Genomic DNA, 20595 nt, shown 5'->3' with positions numbered 1-20595 from the left:
AGGTGTCGATTGTGAGTGAATGGTTTACTGTAGACAATATTGAGCAAATTGCAGCGCAATATCGAACGCTTGGCCCGGTCATTGGTTTATTACTACCTTTTATAGAAGCGTTTTTACCATTTTTACCTTTGGTCGTGTTCGTTGTAGCCAATGCGAGCGCATTCGGTTTATGGTTAGGTTTTTTATTATCTTGGATAGGTTCTGCAGCTGGTTCTTATGCAGTATTTTTACTTGTCCGTCATTATGGCAAGCATCCAAGGCTTAAATTTGTAACAGGCAGTAAAAAAGTACAGCAGCTAATAAAATGGGTAGATATGAATGGGATTAGTCCGCTGTTTGTGTTACTTTGTTTTCCTTTTACGCCATCAGTCATTGTAAACATTGTAGCGGGGCTATCTCATATTCATAAAAAGTTTTATTTAGTGGTGTTATTGGCTGGGAAGTTCGTTATGATTTTAGGTATGAGTGTGCTTGGTTACGATTTAAAGGCGCTCCTAACAAGCCCTATAAGACTGATTATTGCGGCTGTTGCGATTGTCGTGCTTTGGTGGATTGGCAAGCTAATAGAGAAACGCTTAAACGCGCGTGTAGAGAAAGATTTAAAACAAGCGCGAAAATTGACGAAAAATCATTATCAATGAAAGTTGAATATGCACATCTAACCCCTTTTATCATGTAAAATGAGAGAAGGGGTTTTTTATCTTCATGCGACAGATACATTACGCCAAGGCGAAATTCAAAAATGGTATGCAATACTCGAAAAACATTGAGTAGCGCTTAGATAAAATATTTAAAATGCATAGGTAGAGTAGCAAAGTGATCGGGGCAATGTGAAAAGTGATCAGGTAGAGTAGCAAAATGATCGGGTCGAAGCGAAAAGTGATCAGGTAGAACCGCAAAGTGATCGGGTTAGTGCAAAAAGTGATCAGGTAGGACCGCAAAGTGATCGGGTCAGTGCGAAAAGTGATCAGGTAGAGCAGCAAAGTGATCGGGTTAGTGTGAAAAGTGATCAGGTAGAGCAGCAAAGTGATCGGGTCAGTATAAAAACGCTCAGGTAGACCCAGCCAAGCCCAGATGTTCCACAACAACTATCACTTTTTTTAAATAGATTTTAACAGGAGGAGAAAAGTACATGACATTGCGAATTGTATCAGGACGTTCAGGGACGGGTAAATCAACGTTTATTCATCAGGAGATTGTCGAGCAACTAAAATCAGATCCGTTAGGTCATCCAATTTTTGTGATTGTACCTGACCAGATGTCGTATTCAACGGAGTATGAGCTTACGAATAAGCATGGTTTACAAGGCTTAATCCGTGCGCAGGTCATGACCTTTAAACGATTAGCATGGCTAGTATTACAGGAAACGGGTGGTATTGCTCGAAAAGAAGTAAACGGCTATGGCTATCGAATGCTTATTCGTAAACTTTTAGAGGAACAAAAAAGTGAGTTTTCGCTATTTCGACAAGCAGCTGGGAAACGGGGCTTTACGGAGGAAATTGAATCGTTATTACGAGAGTTTAGTCGTTATAGTGTAAATAGTACGGTGTTAGCGGACGTGACAGCCTCTTTGCAGGCCATTGATGCGCCTAATACATTGCAAGCGAAGACGAATGATTTACAAGTTGTTTTACAAGCTTTGGAGGAACGACTTGGCACGACATATGTCGATAGTGAGGGGTATTATCCAATTTTAACCGAGCAACTAAAACACTCTGAGACGATGAAGCAGGCGTCCATTTATATAGATGGTTTTACAGCATTTACAGTAAGAGAATTAGAGCTTGTAAAAGAGTTATTAAAGGTAACGAAACAGGTAACTGTAGTTCTGCCCTTTGACCATATCGAAGAAGTGTATGATGAGCAATCTTTATTCCATGAAGCCGCTTCTACGAACCAACGTTTACATGACATTGCCTATGAAGAAGGCATTGAAGTGGATGCACCATTGCATTTCTACAATACGTATCGTTTTCAATCTAGGGATTTACAACATATGGAAAAATGTTTTGCGGATATGGTGCCTCAAACGAAAGAAACTTCAGGTGATGTCATGGTATTTGAAGCATCTAATCGACGTGCGGAGATACATGCCATTGCCCGGGAAATAACAAAGTTGACAAGAGAGAATGGGTATCGTTATCAAGATATCGTACTTCTTTATAGACAAGCAGAAATCTATGACCCACTTATTACAACAATTTTCCAACAATATGATATTCCTATTTTTACAAATTCGAAAAAGACGATGCTGCATCATCCTTTAATTGAGCTTAGTCGATCTGCTTTAGAGGTTATTACTTCCAATTGGAAATATGAACCGGTTTTTCGTAGTGTGAAAACAGATTTATTTTTCCCGTTACATGCTGAGTTAAATGTTTGGCGAGAACGTGCGGATCGTTTAGAAAATTATTGTTTAGCACAGGGTGTCTTTGGTGAGCGCTGGTTTGAGGAGGCTCGATGGTTTTTCAAAAAGTATCGTGGACTTGAATTCCATTCACGGGTGCAAACGGACGAAGAACGAGCGATGCAGGCAGAAATCGAGGCTATTCGTGATGAAGTTCGTCAACCGCTTAAAGTATTACAGGACAAGCTGGAAGTAGCGACAACAGGCCGAGACGTAGCGACAGCTTTATTTGAGTTGATTGAGGGTTTAAATGTTTATGAAAAGCTTCAAGCAATGAAGGACCGTGAACTTGATCGGGGAGACGCATTAGCTGCAAGTGAGCATGATCAAGCGTGGAAAGAATGGATTGCAGTACTCGATCAATTTGTTTATATGTTTGGTGAGCAGGAGATGTCCGTAGAGGAAGCGGCGAAAATTTTAGATGAGGGCTTTGATACATTAGAATTTTCGCGTATCCCGCCTACATTAGATGAGGTTATGGTAGCGACAGTTGATTTAGCTCGTTTATCGAATATAAAAGTCGCTTTTGTCTTAGGGATGAATGATGGAGTCTATCCAACACGTATGGATTATGAGGGATTGCTATCAGATACTGAACGTGAATGGTTTAGTCAAATTGGTTATGAGCTTGCGCCAACATCTAAAAATCGTTTGCTGCAGGAAAATTTCTTGTTATATCGTGCTTTAACGACACCCTCCGATAAATTATATATGTCCTACCCAACGGCAGATGAAGAGGGCAAGGCGCTATTGTCCTCACTCTATATCAAGAAAATTATCGGCAACGATAAAACGGCAGGCCTATTGAGCGGTGTTGAAGTCGAGCGAGTGGTGATGGATCCAATTGAATTACTGGATGAAAATGCTATGCCGTATATTCGTCATCCTCGTACAGCTTTGGCACATTTAATGGTGCAAAAACGCCAAGCTGAACATAGCAGGGAGCTAGCGCCAGAGTGGCTTGCTTTACAAAAATTTTATAAACAGGACCCTTATTGGGCACTTGTTTATGAACGAGTGTTACATCCAATCACACATAAAAATGAAGCAGAGCCATTAGAAAACTACATTACGCAGGAATTGTATGGTCAAAAGTTAACTTCGAGTGTGTCGCGTATTGAGAAATATTTCCGATGCCCATTCTCACATTTTACAACGTATGGGCTTCATCTAGAAGAGCGGGCAGAGTACAGACTAGAAACATTTGCAATGGGTGATTTATTCCATGAGGCATTGAAATGGATTACTGAAGAGACCCACCGTCTGCAACTATCATGGATTCGTTTAACACAGCAGCAAATTAAACAATTAGCACGACAAGCCGTAGAGCAAATTGTGCCGGTATTTTCACATCAAATTTTACTGTCAAGTGCGCGTTATCGTTACATTCAACGCAAGCTTATTCGTATTGTCGAGCGAACAATGACGGCACTTACGCAGCATGCCAATGTATCTCACTTTAAGCCAATTGCCATTGAGGCATCATTTGGGCCGGGACAAAATGAACAGCTACCACCACTTGAAATTGATTTAACAGGTGGTCAGAAAATGTTTATGCGGGGTCGTATTGATAGGGTGGATAGTGCGTCTATTGATGACCGCTCTTATTTACGGATCGTCGATTATAAATCATCAGCACGTGATTTAGATTTGAATGAGGTTTACCACGGATTGTCTCTACAAGTACTAACGTATTTAGATGTAGCAATGGAAAATGCCTCTTATTGGCTACCAGGTGAAACGGAGCCAGCTGGGGTTCTGTATGTACATGTACACAACCCAATGCTTAAGCTTGATAAGGATTTAAGCGACAGCGAAATTGAGGAAGATCGTTTAAAACAATACAAAATGAAAGGTCTTTTGTCAGAAAATGCGGAGGCCATTTTATCGATGGACGAGCAATTAGAGGAATCGAGTGGGCATTCAAAAATTATTCCTGTCTATATGAAAAAAGATGGGACACCGTCAGAATCTCAGTCACGCATCGTCCCTGTTAATGATATGAAAAATCTACAGCATTTTGTACGACGCAAGCATCAAGAAGCTGGGGATGGGATATTAGCAGGGGATACCTCTATTAGTCCTTATAAACTGAAAACAAAAACAGCCTGTGACTACTGTCAATTTACAGCTGTTTGTCAATTTGACCCATCTGATGGTAAGCAAAGCTATCGTCAGTTACAACAAGCAAAACCGAATGATATCGTCGAGAAAATTCGGAAGGAGATGAAGTAAGTTGGTACAAAAAATACCTGAAAGGCCAGCGGAAGTGACATGGACTGACGATCAGTGGAAGGCCATCTATGCAAGTGGTCAGGATACACTTGTATCGGCTGCGGCAGGCTCCGGTAAAACGGCAGTACTCATTAATCGCATGATTGAAAAGGTTGTTGCCACAGAGAACCCTATCAATGTGGACGAGTTACTTGTCGTAACCTTTACAAATGCATCCGCTGCTGAGATGCGTCACCGTATGGCGGAGGCACTTGAGAAGGCTATTGCAGAAAATCCAACTTCCAACCATTTGCGGCGCCAGCTAAGCCTCGTCAATAAAGCGCAAATTTCAACGTTGCATTCCTTCTGTTTAGCCATTGTTAAGCAGTACGCCTATATGCTAGATATTGACCCAGGCTTTCGTATAGCGAATGAGGCAGAGGTTGCTTTGCTAAGGGATGATATATTAGCAGAGGTATTAGAGGATGCTTACGATTCTGAAGATGAGGCACAGGTTCAGGCAATCTATCGTCTCGTTGATAGTTTTACATCGGATCGTGATGATCAGGCAATAGAAACATTAATAAGCAAGCTTTATGATACGTCCCGTGTGCATGCAGAGCCTCAAAAATGGCTTCGTAGTCTACCAGAGACATATGACTTAGCAGCGGACGTGACAATTGATGATTTAGAGCTGTCGAAATATGTGAAGTTAACAGTCAAGCATAGTCTTGAGGAGGCATTCGTATTAATTTCAGAAATGCGTGCGATTACACTACAGCCCGAGGGACCTGCACCATATGCTGAAACCGCCGAAATGGATTTTGCCATGATTCAGGAAGGTATTCGCATTAGTCGTGAAGGAACGTGGCAAGAACTTTTTGATTATTTTGGAACGGTAAAATGGTCAACTTTAAAGCGTGTATCAAAGGATGCTTTAGTGGATGTGGAGCTACAGGAGCTTGCCAAGAAAAAACGTGAAGCAGCTAAAAAAATTGTGAACAAGCTTAAAGAGACTTATTTCGTTCGGACTCCTGCGCGCTTGCTTGAAGAAATTCGATTAATGGGTCCGACGATCGGAACGTTAGTCGAATTGACCAATGTGTTTAGTGAACAGTTCCGCATGGCAAAGTTAGAACGAGGAATTATTGATTTCTCCGATTTAGAGCATTTTGCCTTGCAAATATTAACTGTAGAAGTCGAAGGCGAATTACAGCCTTCACCGGTTGCTCTTGATTTAAAGCACCATTTTAAAGAAGTTCTTGTTGATGAATATCAAGATACAAATATGCTTCAAGAAACCATCTTACAGCTTGTGAAAACAGGTAGTGAGCAAGATGGAAATCTTTTTATGGTTGGGGACGTCAAGCAAAGTATCTACCGTTTCCGTTTAGCAGAACCGAAGCTTTTTATGCGCAAGTATAGTGAGTTTCTAGAAGCCCCAGATTTAACGGGAATGCGTATAGATTTAAACGCTAATTTCCGTAGTCGAAAAGAAGTGTTGAACGCTACAAATTATGTATTTGCACAAATTATGGGTGAGCGTGTAGGGGAAATTCTTTATGATGAAAATGCTTCATTAAAGCCGGCAGCACCCTATGACGACCAAGAAGTTCCGGTAGAGCTAGTCATCATGCATCCTCCTGAAGACGAGGAGCTGGATGAAGAGCAAGAAGATACTGTAAGTGACGCCTCTGAATTAGAGGAATTAAAAAAATCACAGTATGAGGCACGTTTTATCATTGAGCGTATTCGGCAGATGATGGAGGAAGGAACAACCGTTTTCGATACAAAAACGAAGACAGAACGCCCGTTAAAATATAGTGATATTGTAATTTTAATGCGTTCCATGACATGGTCCACAGACTTAGTCGAGGAATTTAAGCTTGCGGGAATCCCGCTCTATGCGGAATCCTCTAAAGGATATTTTGATGCGCTTGAAGTCATGATTATGTTGAATGTACTAAAGGTTGTCGATAATCCATATCAGGATATTCCTTTAGCATCAGTGCTGCGCGCTCCATTCGTTGGCTTAACAGAAAATGAGTTAGCCAAAATTCGACTAGCTGATAAAAAAGCGCCATTTTATGATGCATTACGGCAATTTATTCGCAGTGATGGGCATGGTGTGCAGTCTGACACTTTTGTGAAGCTTCAACGATTTATGCTAGCCTTTGAAAACTGGCGGGATTTGGCACGACGTGGTTCACTGTCAGATTTAATTTGGAAAATTTATTTAGACACGCATTATTATGAGATGGTTGGGGCGATGCCGAATGGTAAGCAGCGTCAGGCTAACCTACGCATTTTGCATGACCGCGCCTTAATGTATGAAAAAACAGCTTTTCGTGGACTATTTCGTTTTTTACGTTTTATTGATCGTATGCGTACGCGTGGGGATGATTTAGGAACAGCTAAATCGATTGGAGAAAAGGATGATGTTGTCCGTCTCGTAACGATCCACTCTTCAAAAGGTTTGGAATACCCAGTTGTCTTTGTTGCTGGGATGGGGAGACCGTTTAATAAAATGGATTTCCATAATCCATATTTATTCGATCAAGATTTTGGACTTGCTGTGAAGGCGATTGATCCAGAAAACCGTATTACGTATACATCCCTACCATTTTTAGCGCTAAAGGAGAAAAAGGAGCTTGAAATGCGTGCGGAGGAAATGCGTGTCTTATACGTAGCGATGACACGTGCGAAGGAGCGACTTATTTTAGTAGGCTCCGTGAAAAATTGGCGTAAAACGCTCGATAACTGGCTAGATGCTCAAAGTTTACCAACGGATGCCCCTTTACAGGAGTATTTACGCGCGAGAGCGAATAGTTACTTTGATTGGCTTGGACCTGCAGTTGCTAGACATGAAGATTTTGCATCGATTACTTCTTCCGCTTATAAGCCATGTGAAGACGTATCGCATTGGTGGGTACGTGCTGTTGATACAAGTCATTATGCGTATGATATACAGGCGTTAGAGGATGAGGTACAGCCGTTGCTAGAAACGCCAGAGGACGAAGCTTTGCTGTCAGAAATTACGATGCGCTTTCAAGCACAATATGCATTTCAAAAATCAACACAAAAACGCTCAAAAACATCTGTCAGTGAAATAAAGCGTTTAGAAAATCTACAGCGACAGGAGGAGCCGGAATATTACTTTTCAGTTCCTTCTAAGCAAAAAGCGACAACTGTTGCACCCCGTCCAACGTTTTTACAGGACAAACAGCTGACAGGTGCAGAAATGGGAACAGCTGTCCATACAGTCATGCAGCATGTACCACAAAACGGCTTTATGAATGTACAGGAGGTTCAGGACTTTGTCACTGATTTAGTAGCAAGGCAACTTCTGACCGAGGCCGAGGGGAAGGTCGTTCCGTGTAAAAAGGTATATAATTTCTTTACGACAGACATTGGACAACGTTTTAAAAATGCGAAAACAATCCGAAGAGAACTACCATTTACGATTAGTAGAGTAGATGAAGATGGCGACGCTCAAATTGTACAAGGGATTATTGATTGCTTATTTGAGGATGACAATGGTGAATGGATCTTGCTTGATTATAAGACAGATCGTATCCAATCCCATTTTGCGGAGGAACCAGCATTAACGAAGGAACTTTTAAACCGATATGGTGTCCAACTCAGAGTTTATAGTGAAGCGATTGAATCTATCCTTCACATCAAAGTGAGTGATAAGGTTCTATATTTATTCGATATTGAACAGGCTTTATATGCATAAGTGCACTCGGTGAAACAGGGCTACTTCTTAACGCCCTGTTTTCACCATATTGTTATAAGATAGGGAGGCTATTTTGTGGAGTTAAAACCAACAATGTTGCAGGAACGCAACGCAACATTAGATATTTTACGAGGTATTAGCTTGCTAGGCATTTTACTCGTTAATATGTTTGCCTTTTATTTGCCAATGCCATATATTGATTTGGCATCATGGTTTACAACACCGTCAGATATAGTGTGGCAGCAAAATTTGGATATTTATGTACAAAGTAGCTTTTATCCACTGTTTGCCATGTTATTTGGCTATGGGCTTGCGATGCAATGGCAGAAAGCACAAAATCGTGAACAAAATTTTTATACGATAGGACTACGAAGACTTTCTGTTTTATTTGTATTTGGGTTGATCCATGCCGTGCTCATTTGGTGGGGCGATATTTTGATGATGTATGCATTTTGCGGCATATTTTTACTGCTTTTACTACGTTTACAACCGGTTTGGCTATTATCAATCGGTATTATGATTAGCGGTGTTATGCAAGTGTTTATGTTATTTTTTGTAGGGTATATTCATTTTACGATGAAAATAGATGAGTATTTAGATATTACTTCGGTAGAGCAAGCGATAACTGCTTACGGAACAGGGAGCTGGATGGATGCGTTTATGCAACGTTTAACCGATTTATCTGTTCAGGCTGGGATCGGCATGTGGTTCGTGGCATTATTTACAATTTTACCATTTATGTTGATTGGTGCTGCGGCCTCTAAATGGCGTTTAGTGGAGCGAGCGAGGGAATTAAAATGGCTTTGGCTAGCATTAGCAATAGCTGGGTTAGCAGCTGGTATTTTTATTAAGAGCTTACCGGTCTTGTTTACGCGTACGTATTTATTTGACTACTTGAAGGTATACATAGGTGGTCCGATTTTAGCAGTTGGCTATACGGGTCTTATTGTTGTACTTTGTTTACTTCCATTTGTATCAAAGTTATTAAGTCCTTTTGCCAAAATGGGGCGCATGTCGTTAACGATGTACATCCTTCAATCGATCATTGGCACATGTTTATTTTATCAATTTGGATTTGGCTGGTATGGAAAAGTAAGCGTCACAACAGGCGTGTTAATTGCAGTCAGTATCATTATTGTCCAAATGATTGTAGCAGAAATTTGGCTAGCGAAATGGCAACAAGGCCCGTTAGAGGCTTTATGGCGCAAGTTAACTTATAAGGCGAAAACTAAAGCAAGTTAATTATTTTCAGCGTGCCAGCAACATATAGTTACTGAATACGTCTTGTATAATTAAGAATATACAGTTTGGCTCATTATAAAAAGTTTGGGATAGCATTTGGTTGATTGTAGTGGCAAAGCGTCCGGTCGGAACGGAAATCAACCACACGTTACGGTGAAGAGCCTACAAATTATTATGAATAAAAATAGTTATCGCAAAAGTAAGGCAATTTCTATAATTTTGTTGTATTATGTAAAAAAAAGAAGGAGCTCTGAAAATCATGAAAATTTTATCGTTTAAATTAGGTGGACATGTAAGCTTTGGACCAAAAGTAAAAAAAGAAGAAGCGGTATGGGATGTACTCGCTATTCAAAATGAACTTCAAGTTCTCCCTTCTTTTTCAAGTTCAATTGTAGATGGTATTGCACTAGGCTTTGATTTTGTTGAACAGATTCGTAAATTAGTAGAAGCCGCTGAAAAATCAGATCGTGCTGATAGCTTCAAACGTGAATTTACAGCAATCGAGTGGTTATCACCGATTCCACGTACGCCAAAAAACATTATGTGTATTGGGAAAAACTATGATGAACATGCTAAAGAAATGGGTGCAGAGGCAGCACCGATAGATTTAATGGTATTTACAAAATCTCCGACTGCTATTTCTGCAGATGGGCAAACAATTTCTATCCATGCTGATCTTTCATCGAAAATGGATTATGAAGGTGAATTAGCCGTTGTCATTGGCAAACGTGGTAAAAATATTCCGAAAAACTTAGCATACGATTATGTATTTGGTTATACGATTGCTAATGATATAACAGCTCGTGATTTACAAGACAAACATAAGCAATTCTTCTTAGGAAAAAGCTTGGATGGAACTTGTCCACTTGGACCTTACCTTGTAACAAAAGATGAAATTCCGAACCCACAAGATTTAACAGTGGTAACAAAAGTGAATGACGAAGTACGTCAAAACGGCTCAACGAAAGATATGATGTTCTCTGTAGAATCATTAGTATCGATTTTATCTCAGCACGTAACATTAGAGCCAGGCGATGTTATTTTAACGGGTACTCCAGCGGGTGTTGGCAAAGGCATGAATCCGCCACAATTCTTAAAAGCTGGTGATACTGTGAAAGTATCTATCCAAGGCATCGGCACGTTAGTGAATCATTTCGAATAATTTTTTCAAATCCGCGTGAGTGTGTCTCCGCGGATTTTTAACTTATTTCAGCTGATTCGGACGTAATTATGCCGAGGGAATTAATGTATATTATATGAACACTATTGTAATGTTTGAAACCCTTTCCATCACATGGTAGGATAGAGTTTGATAGAAAAAAGAATATGAGGTGGGACAATAATGGATTTCTTAACTAGCCGAACGGATGCGCATATTACTACTTGGGTAATCGCAATCGTAATCTTTTTAATTGCTGCATTAATGGGCAAGCAGTCAAAAGGCTTACATATGACATTACGTTTATTCTACATTTTAATTATCATCACTGGTGGGGCACTATTCTTTAAATACCAATCTGCTGATCCAATGCTATATGGTATGAAATTCTTAGGCGGTATTTTAGTCATTGGTATGATGGAAATGGTATTAGTTCGTCAAAAGAAAAATAAACCAACTGGCCTGTTGTGGATTTTATTTGCAGTATTCTTATTCATTACATTATTTTTAGGCTTCAAACTGCCAATGGGAATCAATTTCTTGGCATAATTATTTGGAAAGGTCGTGAAGATTTCGCTTCACGGCTTTTATTTTTTTGGGAAGGTAAACTGCTCGGGTAGACGAGAAAAGTGATCGGGTACGCCAGAAAAGCGCTCGGGTACACCAAAAACTGATCAGGTACGTCAGAAAAGTGATCAGATCGGTCGAAGAAGTGCTCAGGTAACTCGAAAACTGCTAAAGCCCCCCGACCAAGCCTCCGAATGAATTTATAGGAGAAGTTGACACCTTTTTGCCGTAATTCATTTTGCAATTTCAGAAAATATTTTGAAATCATAGCGACGCGACTATTTTATTTGGTAAAATGACGTTGGATTGGTTTGAAAGAGAGGGAATAAAAGTGAAATTCAAGAAGTGGATAAGTGCGACAGCTGCATCGCTGTTACTAGCAACTTCGTTAGTAAGTGCTACACCAGTTGCACATGCTGATGAAGCGTCGACAAGAACGATTGCAGAAGAAAGCATCTATGATTTACTCGTTGACCGTTTCTTTAATGGTTCGGGCACTAACGATTTTGATACAAATACGAAAGACCCTACTAAATTTGCAGGAGGCGATTTTGCAGGTTTACAGGATAAACTTAAATTTATCGGTGAGATGGGCTTTACAATCGCTTCCATTGGTCCGATCTTTGCTACAGAAAAATATGATGGGTCGATGCCGACGAGCTATTCTACAATTGAGCGTCATTTTGGGACATCTGATGAGTTTCAGAGTGTCATCGAGGCCTATAAAGCTAAAAATGTATCGATTATGGTTGATTTTCCACTAAACAATGTAAGTCCGAATCATGAGTGGGCAAAGGATCCAGCGAAAAAAGACTGGATTACTTCAACAAATAATGGACAAGTACAGTGGGACTTAGCAAACAAAGATGTACAAGATGCACTTATTAAATCAGCAACAGATTTTGTCTCTACATATGATGTTGGGGGAGTACGTTTAACAAATATTGCTGGGGCTGATAAAGAATTTATCAATGCGGTAATTAAGGCATTAAAAGATACGAAGAAATCGCTCTATGTGATTTCTAATGAAGAAAGCGATGCAAACTTTGATGCAAGCTTTTCTAAAGCTTCAGCGGATATTTACCGTAATATCTTTAAAAATGTTGATATGGATTCTTCTAAATTGATGGAACCTGTTTCAGGTGAGAAACCCACTCAGATTATGGTTGATTCGCTAGAAACGCGTCGTTTTACATTTGATTCAGCTGCAGAAAATATGTTTCCACCAACACGTTTAAAAATGGCAATGGGTGCTTTATTTATGATGCCGGGAATTCCTGTTGTGCAATATGGAACAGAAATTGCGATGAACGGGGAAACAAAGCCAGATACGCACCAAATGTTCAATTTTAAAACAGATGATGAATTAATCGAATATATTAAAAATGTTCAATCTTTACGTAATAAATCTGCGACATTGCGCAACGGTGATTTTGAAGTTATTACAAATGAAAATGGCCTACTTGTATTTACACGTACCTCTGATAAAGAGAAATGGGTCATCATGGTTAACAACACTAGTAAAACACAGCGCGTTGATTTAACACCTGCTCAGCTTGGGGAAGGTAAAATGTTAAATGGTATTATACATGAAGAAAAAGTTCGTATTAATGAAAAAGACGTTTATCCGGTTATATTGAATCGTGAAATGGTAGAAATTTATCAAGTTAGAGATGATGAAGGATTTAATATACCTTATATGGTAGCGCTAGGATTAGTATGGGTTCTATTCATAGGATTTGTAGTTGTTATTATTAGACGAGGTAAAGTACGACGTAAAGAGCAAGATGCTTCATAAACCATTAGTTAGTGGAGGCTCCACTGATTAGTAAACCCCCTCAACACATGAAGTGCGGAGGGGGTTTTTGTTAAGCTTGATAGCTTTTATTCGTAAAGAAGATGGCAATTGTACCTGGACCTACGTGTGAGCCGATAGCTGATCCAATCATTGTTACTTGAATGGCCATTGGTGAAAATCTTTCTTGGATAGAAGCTTTTACTTCGTTGGCAAATTCCACATCATCACTATGGCTAATCCCAACAATTTTCTCAGAAAAATTATCTCCACGTTCTTGCATTAAATCTAACATGCGAGCGATGGCTTTTTTGCGTCCGCGGGATTTTTCAATCGGCACAAGCTTACCGTCCTCAACATTTAAAATAGGCTTAATGCTTAGAAGCCCCCCAAGGAATGCACTTGCCTTTGATACACGGCCACCTTTAGCGAGGTAATCTAAATCCTCAACTGTAAATAGATGTTCTATTTGTGGGGCAAGAGCTGTAATTTTTGCTTCGAGTTCCTCTAATGAAGCACCTGTATTTCGAAGTCGAACAGCTTCTTCGACTACTAGGCCAAAACCAAGTGAAGCGCATTTAGAATCGATGATCGCTAATTTAAGGGATGGATATTGCTCTTGTACTTGATTGCGAATCATGACTGCCGTATTATAGGTGCCCGATAATTCTGATGAAAAGGCAATATAGATTCCTTCTTCATCATTTTTTGCTAGATTTTCAAAATGCTTAAGAAAAAGCTCTGGTGATACTTGGGATGTTTTTGGGCGAGCACCTTGACGAATCGCATCGTAAATTTCTTTGGAATCAATTGAAATAACATCATCATATTCATTATTGTTCAATTGCACTCGTAGTGGAAGTAGTTCAATATTGTTTTCTTCATAGTAAGACTTTGGTAAATCGCATCCACTATCAGTAAAAATTTTCATCATTTGTCCCCCTAATTTAACATTCTTATACCTATACTACATAACAGGTGAAAAAGTGTCGAGCTTTCACTTTCAACGATGTTATGCTGATTGTTTCCTAATAAAATGTTATATAGATATATTATCATATAGCGTTTCAGTATAATTGCAAACCAGGAATAATGAAAAATGTCAACTTTATACAATAGGTACCCATTCTAGGTCTGTTTAAAGGTAAACTAAAAAAATGACTCATCACTATAATGTATGGTTGATTTTCGTTTTTACTGAGCGCTTTCATAGGGGAGTAGGATGAGCCGCTTGAGCCAAAAGGATGTTGATCATAGTCTCTAATCCACTTCCATACATGCCCACAACTTTTACTTAATTAGGTTAATTTTAAGCGATCAATGAGTATTTTAGCGATCCCATCGTCGTTATTAGTTGTGGTAATTTCATTGGCAATATTTTTTAAAGCAGGAATGCCATTGCCCATCGCTACACCGATGCCAGCGTAATCAATCATTTCTAAATCGTTATCTTCATCGCCGAATGCAATAATACGGTCGCGTGGGATACCTAAATCTTTTGCTACATGAGCGATTCCCACTGCTTTATTTAAGCCGCGGCGAACAATCTCTATAATGTGAAGTGGAGCTCCCCAGCGACGATGTTCAATGACCTCAGCATGAACAGCCTGTAAATGATCACGAATAATCATGGAATTTGCTTCATTAGCTTGAATGAGTAAACTAGTTGGGTTATCAAGTAAATGGGTATAGAGATCTCCAAGAGTAATTTTTGGATTCCCCATATTAAAAATATTTAATATCCGTTCATCTTCTGTATGCACATAAATATCGTCTTTAACCTCTGCAATAATATTTTCGTATTCATAGCTATTGATGGAATCGACGACATTATGCACTACGCCTAAATCAATAGGAGTATGCATAGTCTGCCAAGCAGCATTCTTTGGATGGTGGACGTAAGCACCATTAAAATTCACGATGGGCGTTGTAAGGCCAAGCTCGTGATAGTATATATCACTCGCACGATAAGGACGACCTGTAGCAATCATAACTTGATGGCCTTGTTCTTTTGCCTGCAATAATGTTTTTTTAGTTTTAGCTGAAATTTGTTGTTGGTCCGTTAATAACGTACCATCTAAGTCCAAAACGATTAAATGCGGTTTCATAGCTTATTGCCCCTTTCTATAATTTGAATAGTATCGCTTTGTAAACCATTCGTCAAAATTTTGTCACAGTGAGAAAAGTTTGCTAACATAAAGATGAGACAAAAATTGGGAGTGACAAAGATGATTGTTGAGAAAGAATTGTGGGGAAATATTCCTTTATTACATATACATACGGAAAATATGAATGAAGAAACCCCGGTAGTGATTTTTTTACACGGTTTCACGAGTGCAAAAGAACATAACTTACATTATGCATATCAATTAGTAGGCAGAGGGGTGCGTGTCCTATTACCAGATGCAAAATTACATGGCGACCGTAGTGAAGGCCTATCTGAGATGCAACTTAGCTTACATTTTTGGGATATTGTTTTAAATTCTATTCATGAAGTGGAACAATTATATAATGAATTAAAGAATAAAAAATTATTAGTGCATGATAAAATTGGCGTAGCTGGTACATCGATGGGTGGAATTGTAACATCGGGCTGTTTAAAACGTTATGATTGGATTCAAACAGCAGCTGTATGTATGGGTGCACCAGGTTTCCTTAAATTAGCGGAATATCAATTACAGCAATTCGCTAAAAGCGGTGTGAATTTGCCGATGTCCGAAGAAAAAGTACAACAAACGAATGAGCTTCTAGCTAAATACGATGTTAGCCTAACACCAGAAAAATTTGCAGGACGACCTGTCCTATTTTGGCATGGGGAATTAGATAAAACTGTACCTTTCAATGATACGTATCATTTTTATTTAACTTTACAAAAATATTATAAAACAAATCCAGAAAACTTAAAATTCTTAGCTAATCAAAAAGCGGGCCATGCTGTGTCACGAGATGGTATGTTAGCAGCAACTGAATGGCTTGCTCAGCATTTGGCATAATAAGATGCATCTGCTATGATTAAGTTAACACTGTGACGGAAGGAGAAATACAGATGGATCAAGATATGAAAGACAGCATGCTAGGTGCATTAGAAAATGTAATTGACCCTGAGCTTGGTATTGATATCGTCAACTTAGGTTTAGTATATGATGTAGAGTTAGATGAAGAAGGTGTAGCAACGGTTACAATGACGTTAACTTCTATGGGTTGCCCGCTAGGACCTGTTATTGTTGATCAAGTAAATACAGCTTTAGGTGAGCTTCCAGAGGTAAAAAGTACAAATGTCAACATTGTATGGAATCCACCTTGGTCAAAAGATAGAATGTCACGCTATGCAAAAATGGCATTAGGTGTACGCTAAGTCCACTTAAAGCACAATAGAAAATCCCCGCTTGCAACAGTAAGCGGGGATTTTTGCTGTCGAAAAACTATTGAGTATGGTGTTGTATAAACATATGACTTTCGGCAAAGTGAGGGGGTGATTTCCGTTCTTGCTGGGCGCTTTAACAAAATGACAACCAACATTTTAGTTTGAGCGGGACCTTTTCAGGAGTTATCGCCCAACTTTTAAATTTTATCGCCCAACTTTCAAGTTTTATCTACCAACTTCTGAATTTTATCTACCAACTTTCACGTTTTATCACCTAACTTTTAATTTTTATCGACATCCATCTTCCGAAGAGCAAAAAAAGGATTCATACACAAAACTGTGTGTGAATCCTCTTACTTTATAATAGTGTTCATTCTTAATTGCACAAATTGGAGTGGAGGCTACTCGACTCCCGTGCGAAAGCAAAGCGACAGCAACAAATGTTTTCTATAGCGAAAGCGAAGCGTCAGCTACAATGTTTTATCTGTGCGAAAGCGAAGCGACAGCAACAATGTTTTATCTGTGCGAAAGCGAAGCGACAGCAACAAAGCGAGTAGCCTGGAACAAAATCAACCCCTTGCTTTGCTGAAGAGCATGCTTTAATGGCACAAAATCCCCACCTATAATTCAGAGGCGGGGATTTTGTGTATAGTTATTAATCAATACGACATATTTGTAACGGACAATTTTCACAGGCGATTTCATCCTTTAAAAATTGTAGATCGTGAATGGTAATGTACCCTTTTTCAAAAGATAGGATATTGTGCTTCTTTAAGTCATTAAGCATGCGATTAATCATCTCTCGACTCGTCGCACATAAATTAGCGATTTCTGTATTTGTTAACGGGAAGTCAATATAAATAGTGTCATTTTCTAAAGGCTTTCCATAAGTATTCGAAAGACGGATGAGTGTTGAAAATAAAGCACCCTTTTTACCATTTAAAACTAAATCGCGCAAACGACTTTGGTGCTTTAAATTTTCGGTTTGTAACCACTTCATATATTCCACCATTAGATTAGGTTGTTCTACTAATAAAAGTTCTAGTGATTCTCGGCTTAGAACATATAAACTAGAGGGTTCTAATACTTTTGCTGTCATGGAATTAAACGTCAGGTTACAAAATAATGAGCCCTCTCCAATCATACTATCTGGACCACAAATGCGAATGGTTAATTCCTTCCCATTCGCCGTTTCTTGGCTAATCGAGATAGCCCCTGTTTTTATATAATAAATTTCTTTCGCGCGTTCGCCCTCTAAAAAAATTTTACTATCCTTATTCACTTTAATAAAAACACCGTGCTTTTGAAATAGATCGTGAAATTTTTCTTGTATATTATCCATTATTATCATTCCCAACACATCGCTTTCTTTTTGTAAAAATTACATAATTATTACAAAAGGATGGTGAACAATTTCGATACTAATTCTAAGAAACATACTTTTATTATAACGTAATTTTCCAGTTATAAGTGAAGAAATTTTAGGGTTAATTCTTTGCGAAGGTTTGTCGGATGTTGTAAAATAAAGTTAGTCAAAAAAGGTCAAACATTCTTTCGAGAAACAGAATGGCAAACAGGATTCCGCTGAACATTATTGAAAAGGAGTGCTAACTATGCAATTTCAACAAACAGATGATAAAAAACCATTAGAACAGTTTGGACGTAATTTAATTGAAGAAGTAAAAAACGGTAAAATGGATCCAGTTATCGGCCGTGATGAAGAAATTCGTAATGTTATTCGTATTTTAACACGCAAAACGAAAAATAATCCTGTTTTAATAGGTGAGCCAGGAGTTGGTAAAACAGCTATTGTAGAAGGATTAGCCCAACGTATCGTAAAGGGTGATGTTCCTGAGGGATTAAAGGATTGTATACTATATGAACTAGACATGAGTGCCTTAATAGCAGGTGCTAGTTACCGTGGACAATTTGAAGAACGCTTAAAAGGTGTTTTAAAAGAGGTAAAGGACTCAGAAGGGCGTATTATTTTATTTATAGATGAAATTCATACAATTGTTGGTGCAGGTAAAACGGATGGTGCGATGGATGCTGGGAATATGCTAAAGCCAATGCTTGCACGGGGTGAGTTGCATTGTATCGGGGCTACAACATTAGATGAATACCGTATGTATATTGAGAAAGATCCTGCTTTAGAGCGTCGTTTCCAACAAGTGCTTGTACGTGAGCCATCGATTGAAGATACTGTGTCTATTTTACGAGGCTTGAAAGAACGCTTCGAGTTACATCATGCGGTACGTATTCATGACCGTGCAATTGTCGCTGCAGCTGAACTTTCAAATCGCTATATTACAGAGCGCTTCCTGCCGGATAAGGCCATCGATTTAATCGACGAAGCTTGTGCGATGATTCGTACAGAAATTGATTCCATGCCGCAGGAACTGGATGCCGTAACACGTCGTATTATGCAGCTCGAAATCGAGGAGCAAGCATTGCGCAAAGAAAAAGACGAAGCAAGTAAAAAGCGCCTAGAGCAACTCAGTGAGGAATTAACAAAGCTTAAAGAATCCTCTGAGGGCATGCGTAAACAGTGGGAAACTGAAAAAGAAGCGTTACACGGCATTCAGAAAAAACGTGAAAAACTTGATAAATACCGACGTGACTTAGATGAAGCAGAAAGTAAGTATGATTTAAATAAAGCAGCCGAATTACGTCATGGCAAAATTCCTACACTTGAAAAGGATATTCAAGAGATGGAAAAACAACTAGAGAATGGTACGGAGTCACGTATTTTACGTGAAGAGGTAACAGCTGAAGAAATCGCATCGATCGTTTCACGCTGGACAGGAATACCAGTGACGAAATTAGTAGAAGGTGAGCGTGAAAAATTATTGCGCTTAAAAGATACATTGCATGAGCGTGTAGTCGGACAAGATAATGCTGTACAGCTTGTTACAGAAGCGGTATGGCGTGCTCGAGCTGGTATTAAAGACCCGCATCGACCAATTGGTAGCTTTTTATTCCTAGGGCCAACAGGTGTTGGTAAAACAGAGCTAGCAAAGGCATTAGCGGCACAGCTATTTGATTCTGAGGAACATTTTATTCGCATTGATATGAGTGAATACATGGAGAAGCATAGCGTATCACGTCTTGTAGGAGCACCTCCAGGCTATATTGGTTATGAAGAAGGTGGGCAATTAACAGAAGCTGTTCGCCGAAATCCCTATTCAGTTGTATTATTAGATGAAATTGAAAAAGCCCATCCTGATGTTGCGAATATTTTACTGCAAATTTTAGATGATGGACGCATTACGGACAGCCAAGGGCGTATGGTTAATTTTACGAACACGGTGGTCATTTTAACCTCTAACATTGGCTCAAGCTATTTAATGGAAGCTAAAGAAGACGATGCAACTGTGGAGGATTTAGTGATGACTGCGCTGCGTCAACACTTTAAACCAGAGCTCTTAAATCGTATGGATGATATTATTATGTTCCATGCACTATCAGATGAGCACTTTACTGCGATTGCTTGGAAATATGTCGAACAGCTTGTCAAACGAGTGGCAGAGCAAGATATTACTTTACAAGTCGATCAAAATGTAATTGACTGGGTTGTAGAACAAGGAGCAGATGCTCAGTTCGGGGCAAGACCACTAAAACGCTTCGTACAACGTTATATTGAAACAGCGGTTGCAAAAGAATTGCTTCGAGGTGAGGTATTGCCAGGAGAAACATTGCACATTAGAATGCATGAAGGTCAATGTATCGTAGAAAAATAACAAAAAAACCTGTTCCGCATGAAGCGAAACAGGTTTTTTCTAGTTGAATTAATGATTGTCTGCAGCTTCTGGAGTTGACTCGTTTGGAATAACCGCACCGATAATGAAAACAAGAATTGTAAATACAACTGATGTGACAACAGCAGTTTGGAAATCAAACGTTGCACCAAGTACAGAGCTTACTACGTAGTTTAACATTGAAACTAGTAGGAATGACCATATGAATGTTACGATATATTGCATTAATTTCACCTCAACCGAACTTTTTTATATCATAAAGTTTTACTACATATTCATTATCATATCATAACATAAATCGAAAAAAAAAGAACCTTTTCTGTGAAAATGGCGAATTTGTCACAACGATA

General features: G+C 39.1%; 14 protein-coding genes. 10 read left to right on the top strand and 4 right to left on the bottom strand.

Annotated features, from left to right (window positions below; translation table 11 throughout):
- Positions 1–11 precede the first annotated feature (11 nt).
- From MOK21_RS08075 to MOK21_RS08045, 7 genes are all read left to right on the top strand, one after another.
- Positions 12–641, top strand: coding sequence for a TVP38/TMEM64 family protein (locus MOK21_RS08075; protein WP_249073419.1), 630 nt, complete (start codon positions 12–14; stop codon positions 639–641).
- 491 nt (positions 642–1132) lie between these two features.
- Positions 1133–4642 carry a helicase-exonuclease AddAB subunit AddB gene (addB, locus tag MOK21_RS08070; RefSeq protein WP_249073418.1) on the top strand — a complete coding sequence of 1170 codons (3510 nt, stop codon included), beginning with the start codon at positions 1133–1135 and terminating at the stop codon, positions 4640–4642.
- 1 nt (position 4643) lies between these two features.
- Positions 4644–8360, top strand: coding sequence for a helicase-exonuclease AddAB subunit AddA (gene addA, locus MOK21_RS08065; protein ID WP_249073417.1), 3717 nt, complete (start codon positions 4644–4646; stop codon positions 8358–8360).
- Positions 8361–8435: 75 nt separating this feature from the next.
- Entirely contained in the window at positions 8436–9602 is a 1167-nt protein-coding gene (locus MOK21_RS08060) for a DUF418 domain-containing protein (protein ID WP_249073416.1), read from the top strand.
- 259 nt (positions 9603–9861) lie between these two features.
- Positions 9862–10764, top strand: a complete 903-nt coding sequence (locus MOK21_RS08055) for a fumarylacetoacetate hydrolase family protein (RefSeq protein WP_249073415.1) — start codon at positions 9862–9864, stop codon at positions 10762–10764.
- 180 nt (positions 10765–10944) lie between these two features.
- Complete coding sequence (locus MOK21_RS08050) at positions 10945–11310, top strand: YisL family protein (protein ID WP_249073414.1); 366 nt, start codon at positions 10945–10947, stop codon at positions 11308–11310.
- 349 nt (positions 11311–11659) lie between these two features.
- The gene (locus MOK21_RS08045; RefSeq protein WP_249073413.1) at positions 11660–13126 is read left to right on the top strand and encodes an alpha-amylase family glycosyl hydrolase; all 1467 of its coding nucleotides are present in this window, start codon (positions 11660–11662) and stop codon (positions 13124–13126) included.
- Between the two features lie 70 nt (positions 13127–13196).
- Here the strand turns inward: MOK21_RS08045 and MOK21_RS08040 are convergent, their stop codons facing one another.
- Together MOK21_RS08040 and MOK21_RS08035 are read right to left on the bottom strand one after the other, a co-directional pair.
- Positions 13197–14054, bottom strand: coding sequence for a DegV family protein (locus MOK21_RS08040; protein ID WP_249073412.1), 858 nt, complete (start codon positions 14052–14054; stop codon positions 13197–13199).
- Positions 14055–14421: 367 nt separating this feature from the next.
- Complete coding sequence (locus tag MOK21_RS08035; RefSeq protein WP_249073411.1) at positions 14422–15231, bottom strand: Cof-type HAD-IIB family hydrolase; 810 nt, start codon at positions 15229–15231, stop codon at positions 14422–14424.
- Positions 15232–15351: 120 nt separating this feature from the next.
- Here MOK21_RS08035 and MOK21_RS08030 point away from each other — a divergent pair, with 120 nt between their 5' ends.
- Both MOK21_RS08030 and MOK21_RS08025 read left to right on the top strand, forming a co-directional pair.
- Positions 15352–16116 (top strand): prolyl oligopeptidase family serine peptidase, encoded by a 765-nt coding sequence (locus MOK21_RS08030; protein WP_249073410.1) that lies wholly within the window; start codon positions 15352–15354, stop codon positions 16114–16116.
- 53 nt (positions 16117–16169) lie between these two features.
- Positions 16170–16478 (top strand): metal-sulfur cluster assembly factor, encoded by a 309-nt coding sequence (locus tag MOK21_RS08025; protein ID WP_249073409.1) that lies wholly within the window; start codon positions 16170–16172, stop codon positions 16476–16478.
- A 664-nt stretch (positions 16479–17142) separates the two neighbouring features.
- Here MOK21_RS08025 and MOK21_RS08020 read toward each other — a convergent pair.
- Positions 17143–17829, bottom strand: a complete 687-nt coding sequence (locus tag MOK21_RS08020; protein ID WP_249073408.1) for a Crp/Fnr family transcriptional regulator — start codon at positions 17827–17829, stop codon at positions 17143–17145.
- A 271-nt stretch (positions 17830–18100) separates the two neighbouring features.
- On the opposite strand from MOK21_RS08020, the gene MOK21_RS08015 reads away from it, so the two are divergent.
- Positions 18101–20227, top strand: coding sequence for an ATP-dependent Clp protease ATP-binding subunit (locus MOK21_RS08015; RefSeq protein ID WP_249073407.1), 2127 nt, complete (start codon positions 18101–18103; stop codon positions 20225–20227).
- 48 nt (positions 20228–20275) lie between these two features.
- Here the strand turns inward: MOK21_RS08015 and MOK21_RS08010 are convergent, their stop codons facing one another.
- Complete coding sequence (locus MOK21_RS08010) at positions 20276–20470, bottom strand: YjzD family protein (RefSeq protein WP_249073406.1); 195 nt, start codon at positions 20468–20470, stop codon at positions 20276–20278.
- Positions 20471–20595: the final 125 nt, after the last annotated feature.

The organism is Lysinibacillus sp. BPa_S21 (assembly GCF_023337795.1).
Classification (GTDB): Bacteria; Bacillota; Bacilli; order Bacillales_A; family Planococcaceae; genus Lysinibacillus.
The sequence above is the reverse complement of the archived record's forward strand: the minus strand, read 5'-3'. Positions and strand labels throughout refer to the sequence as shown.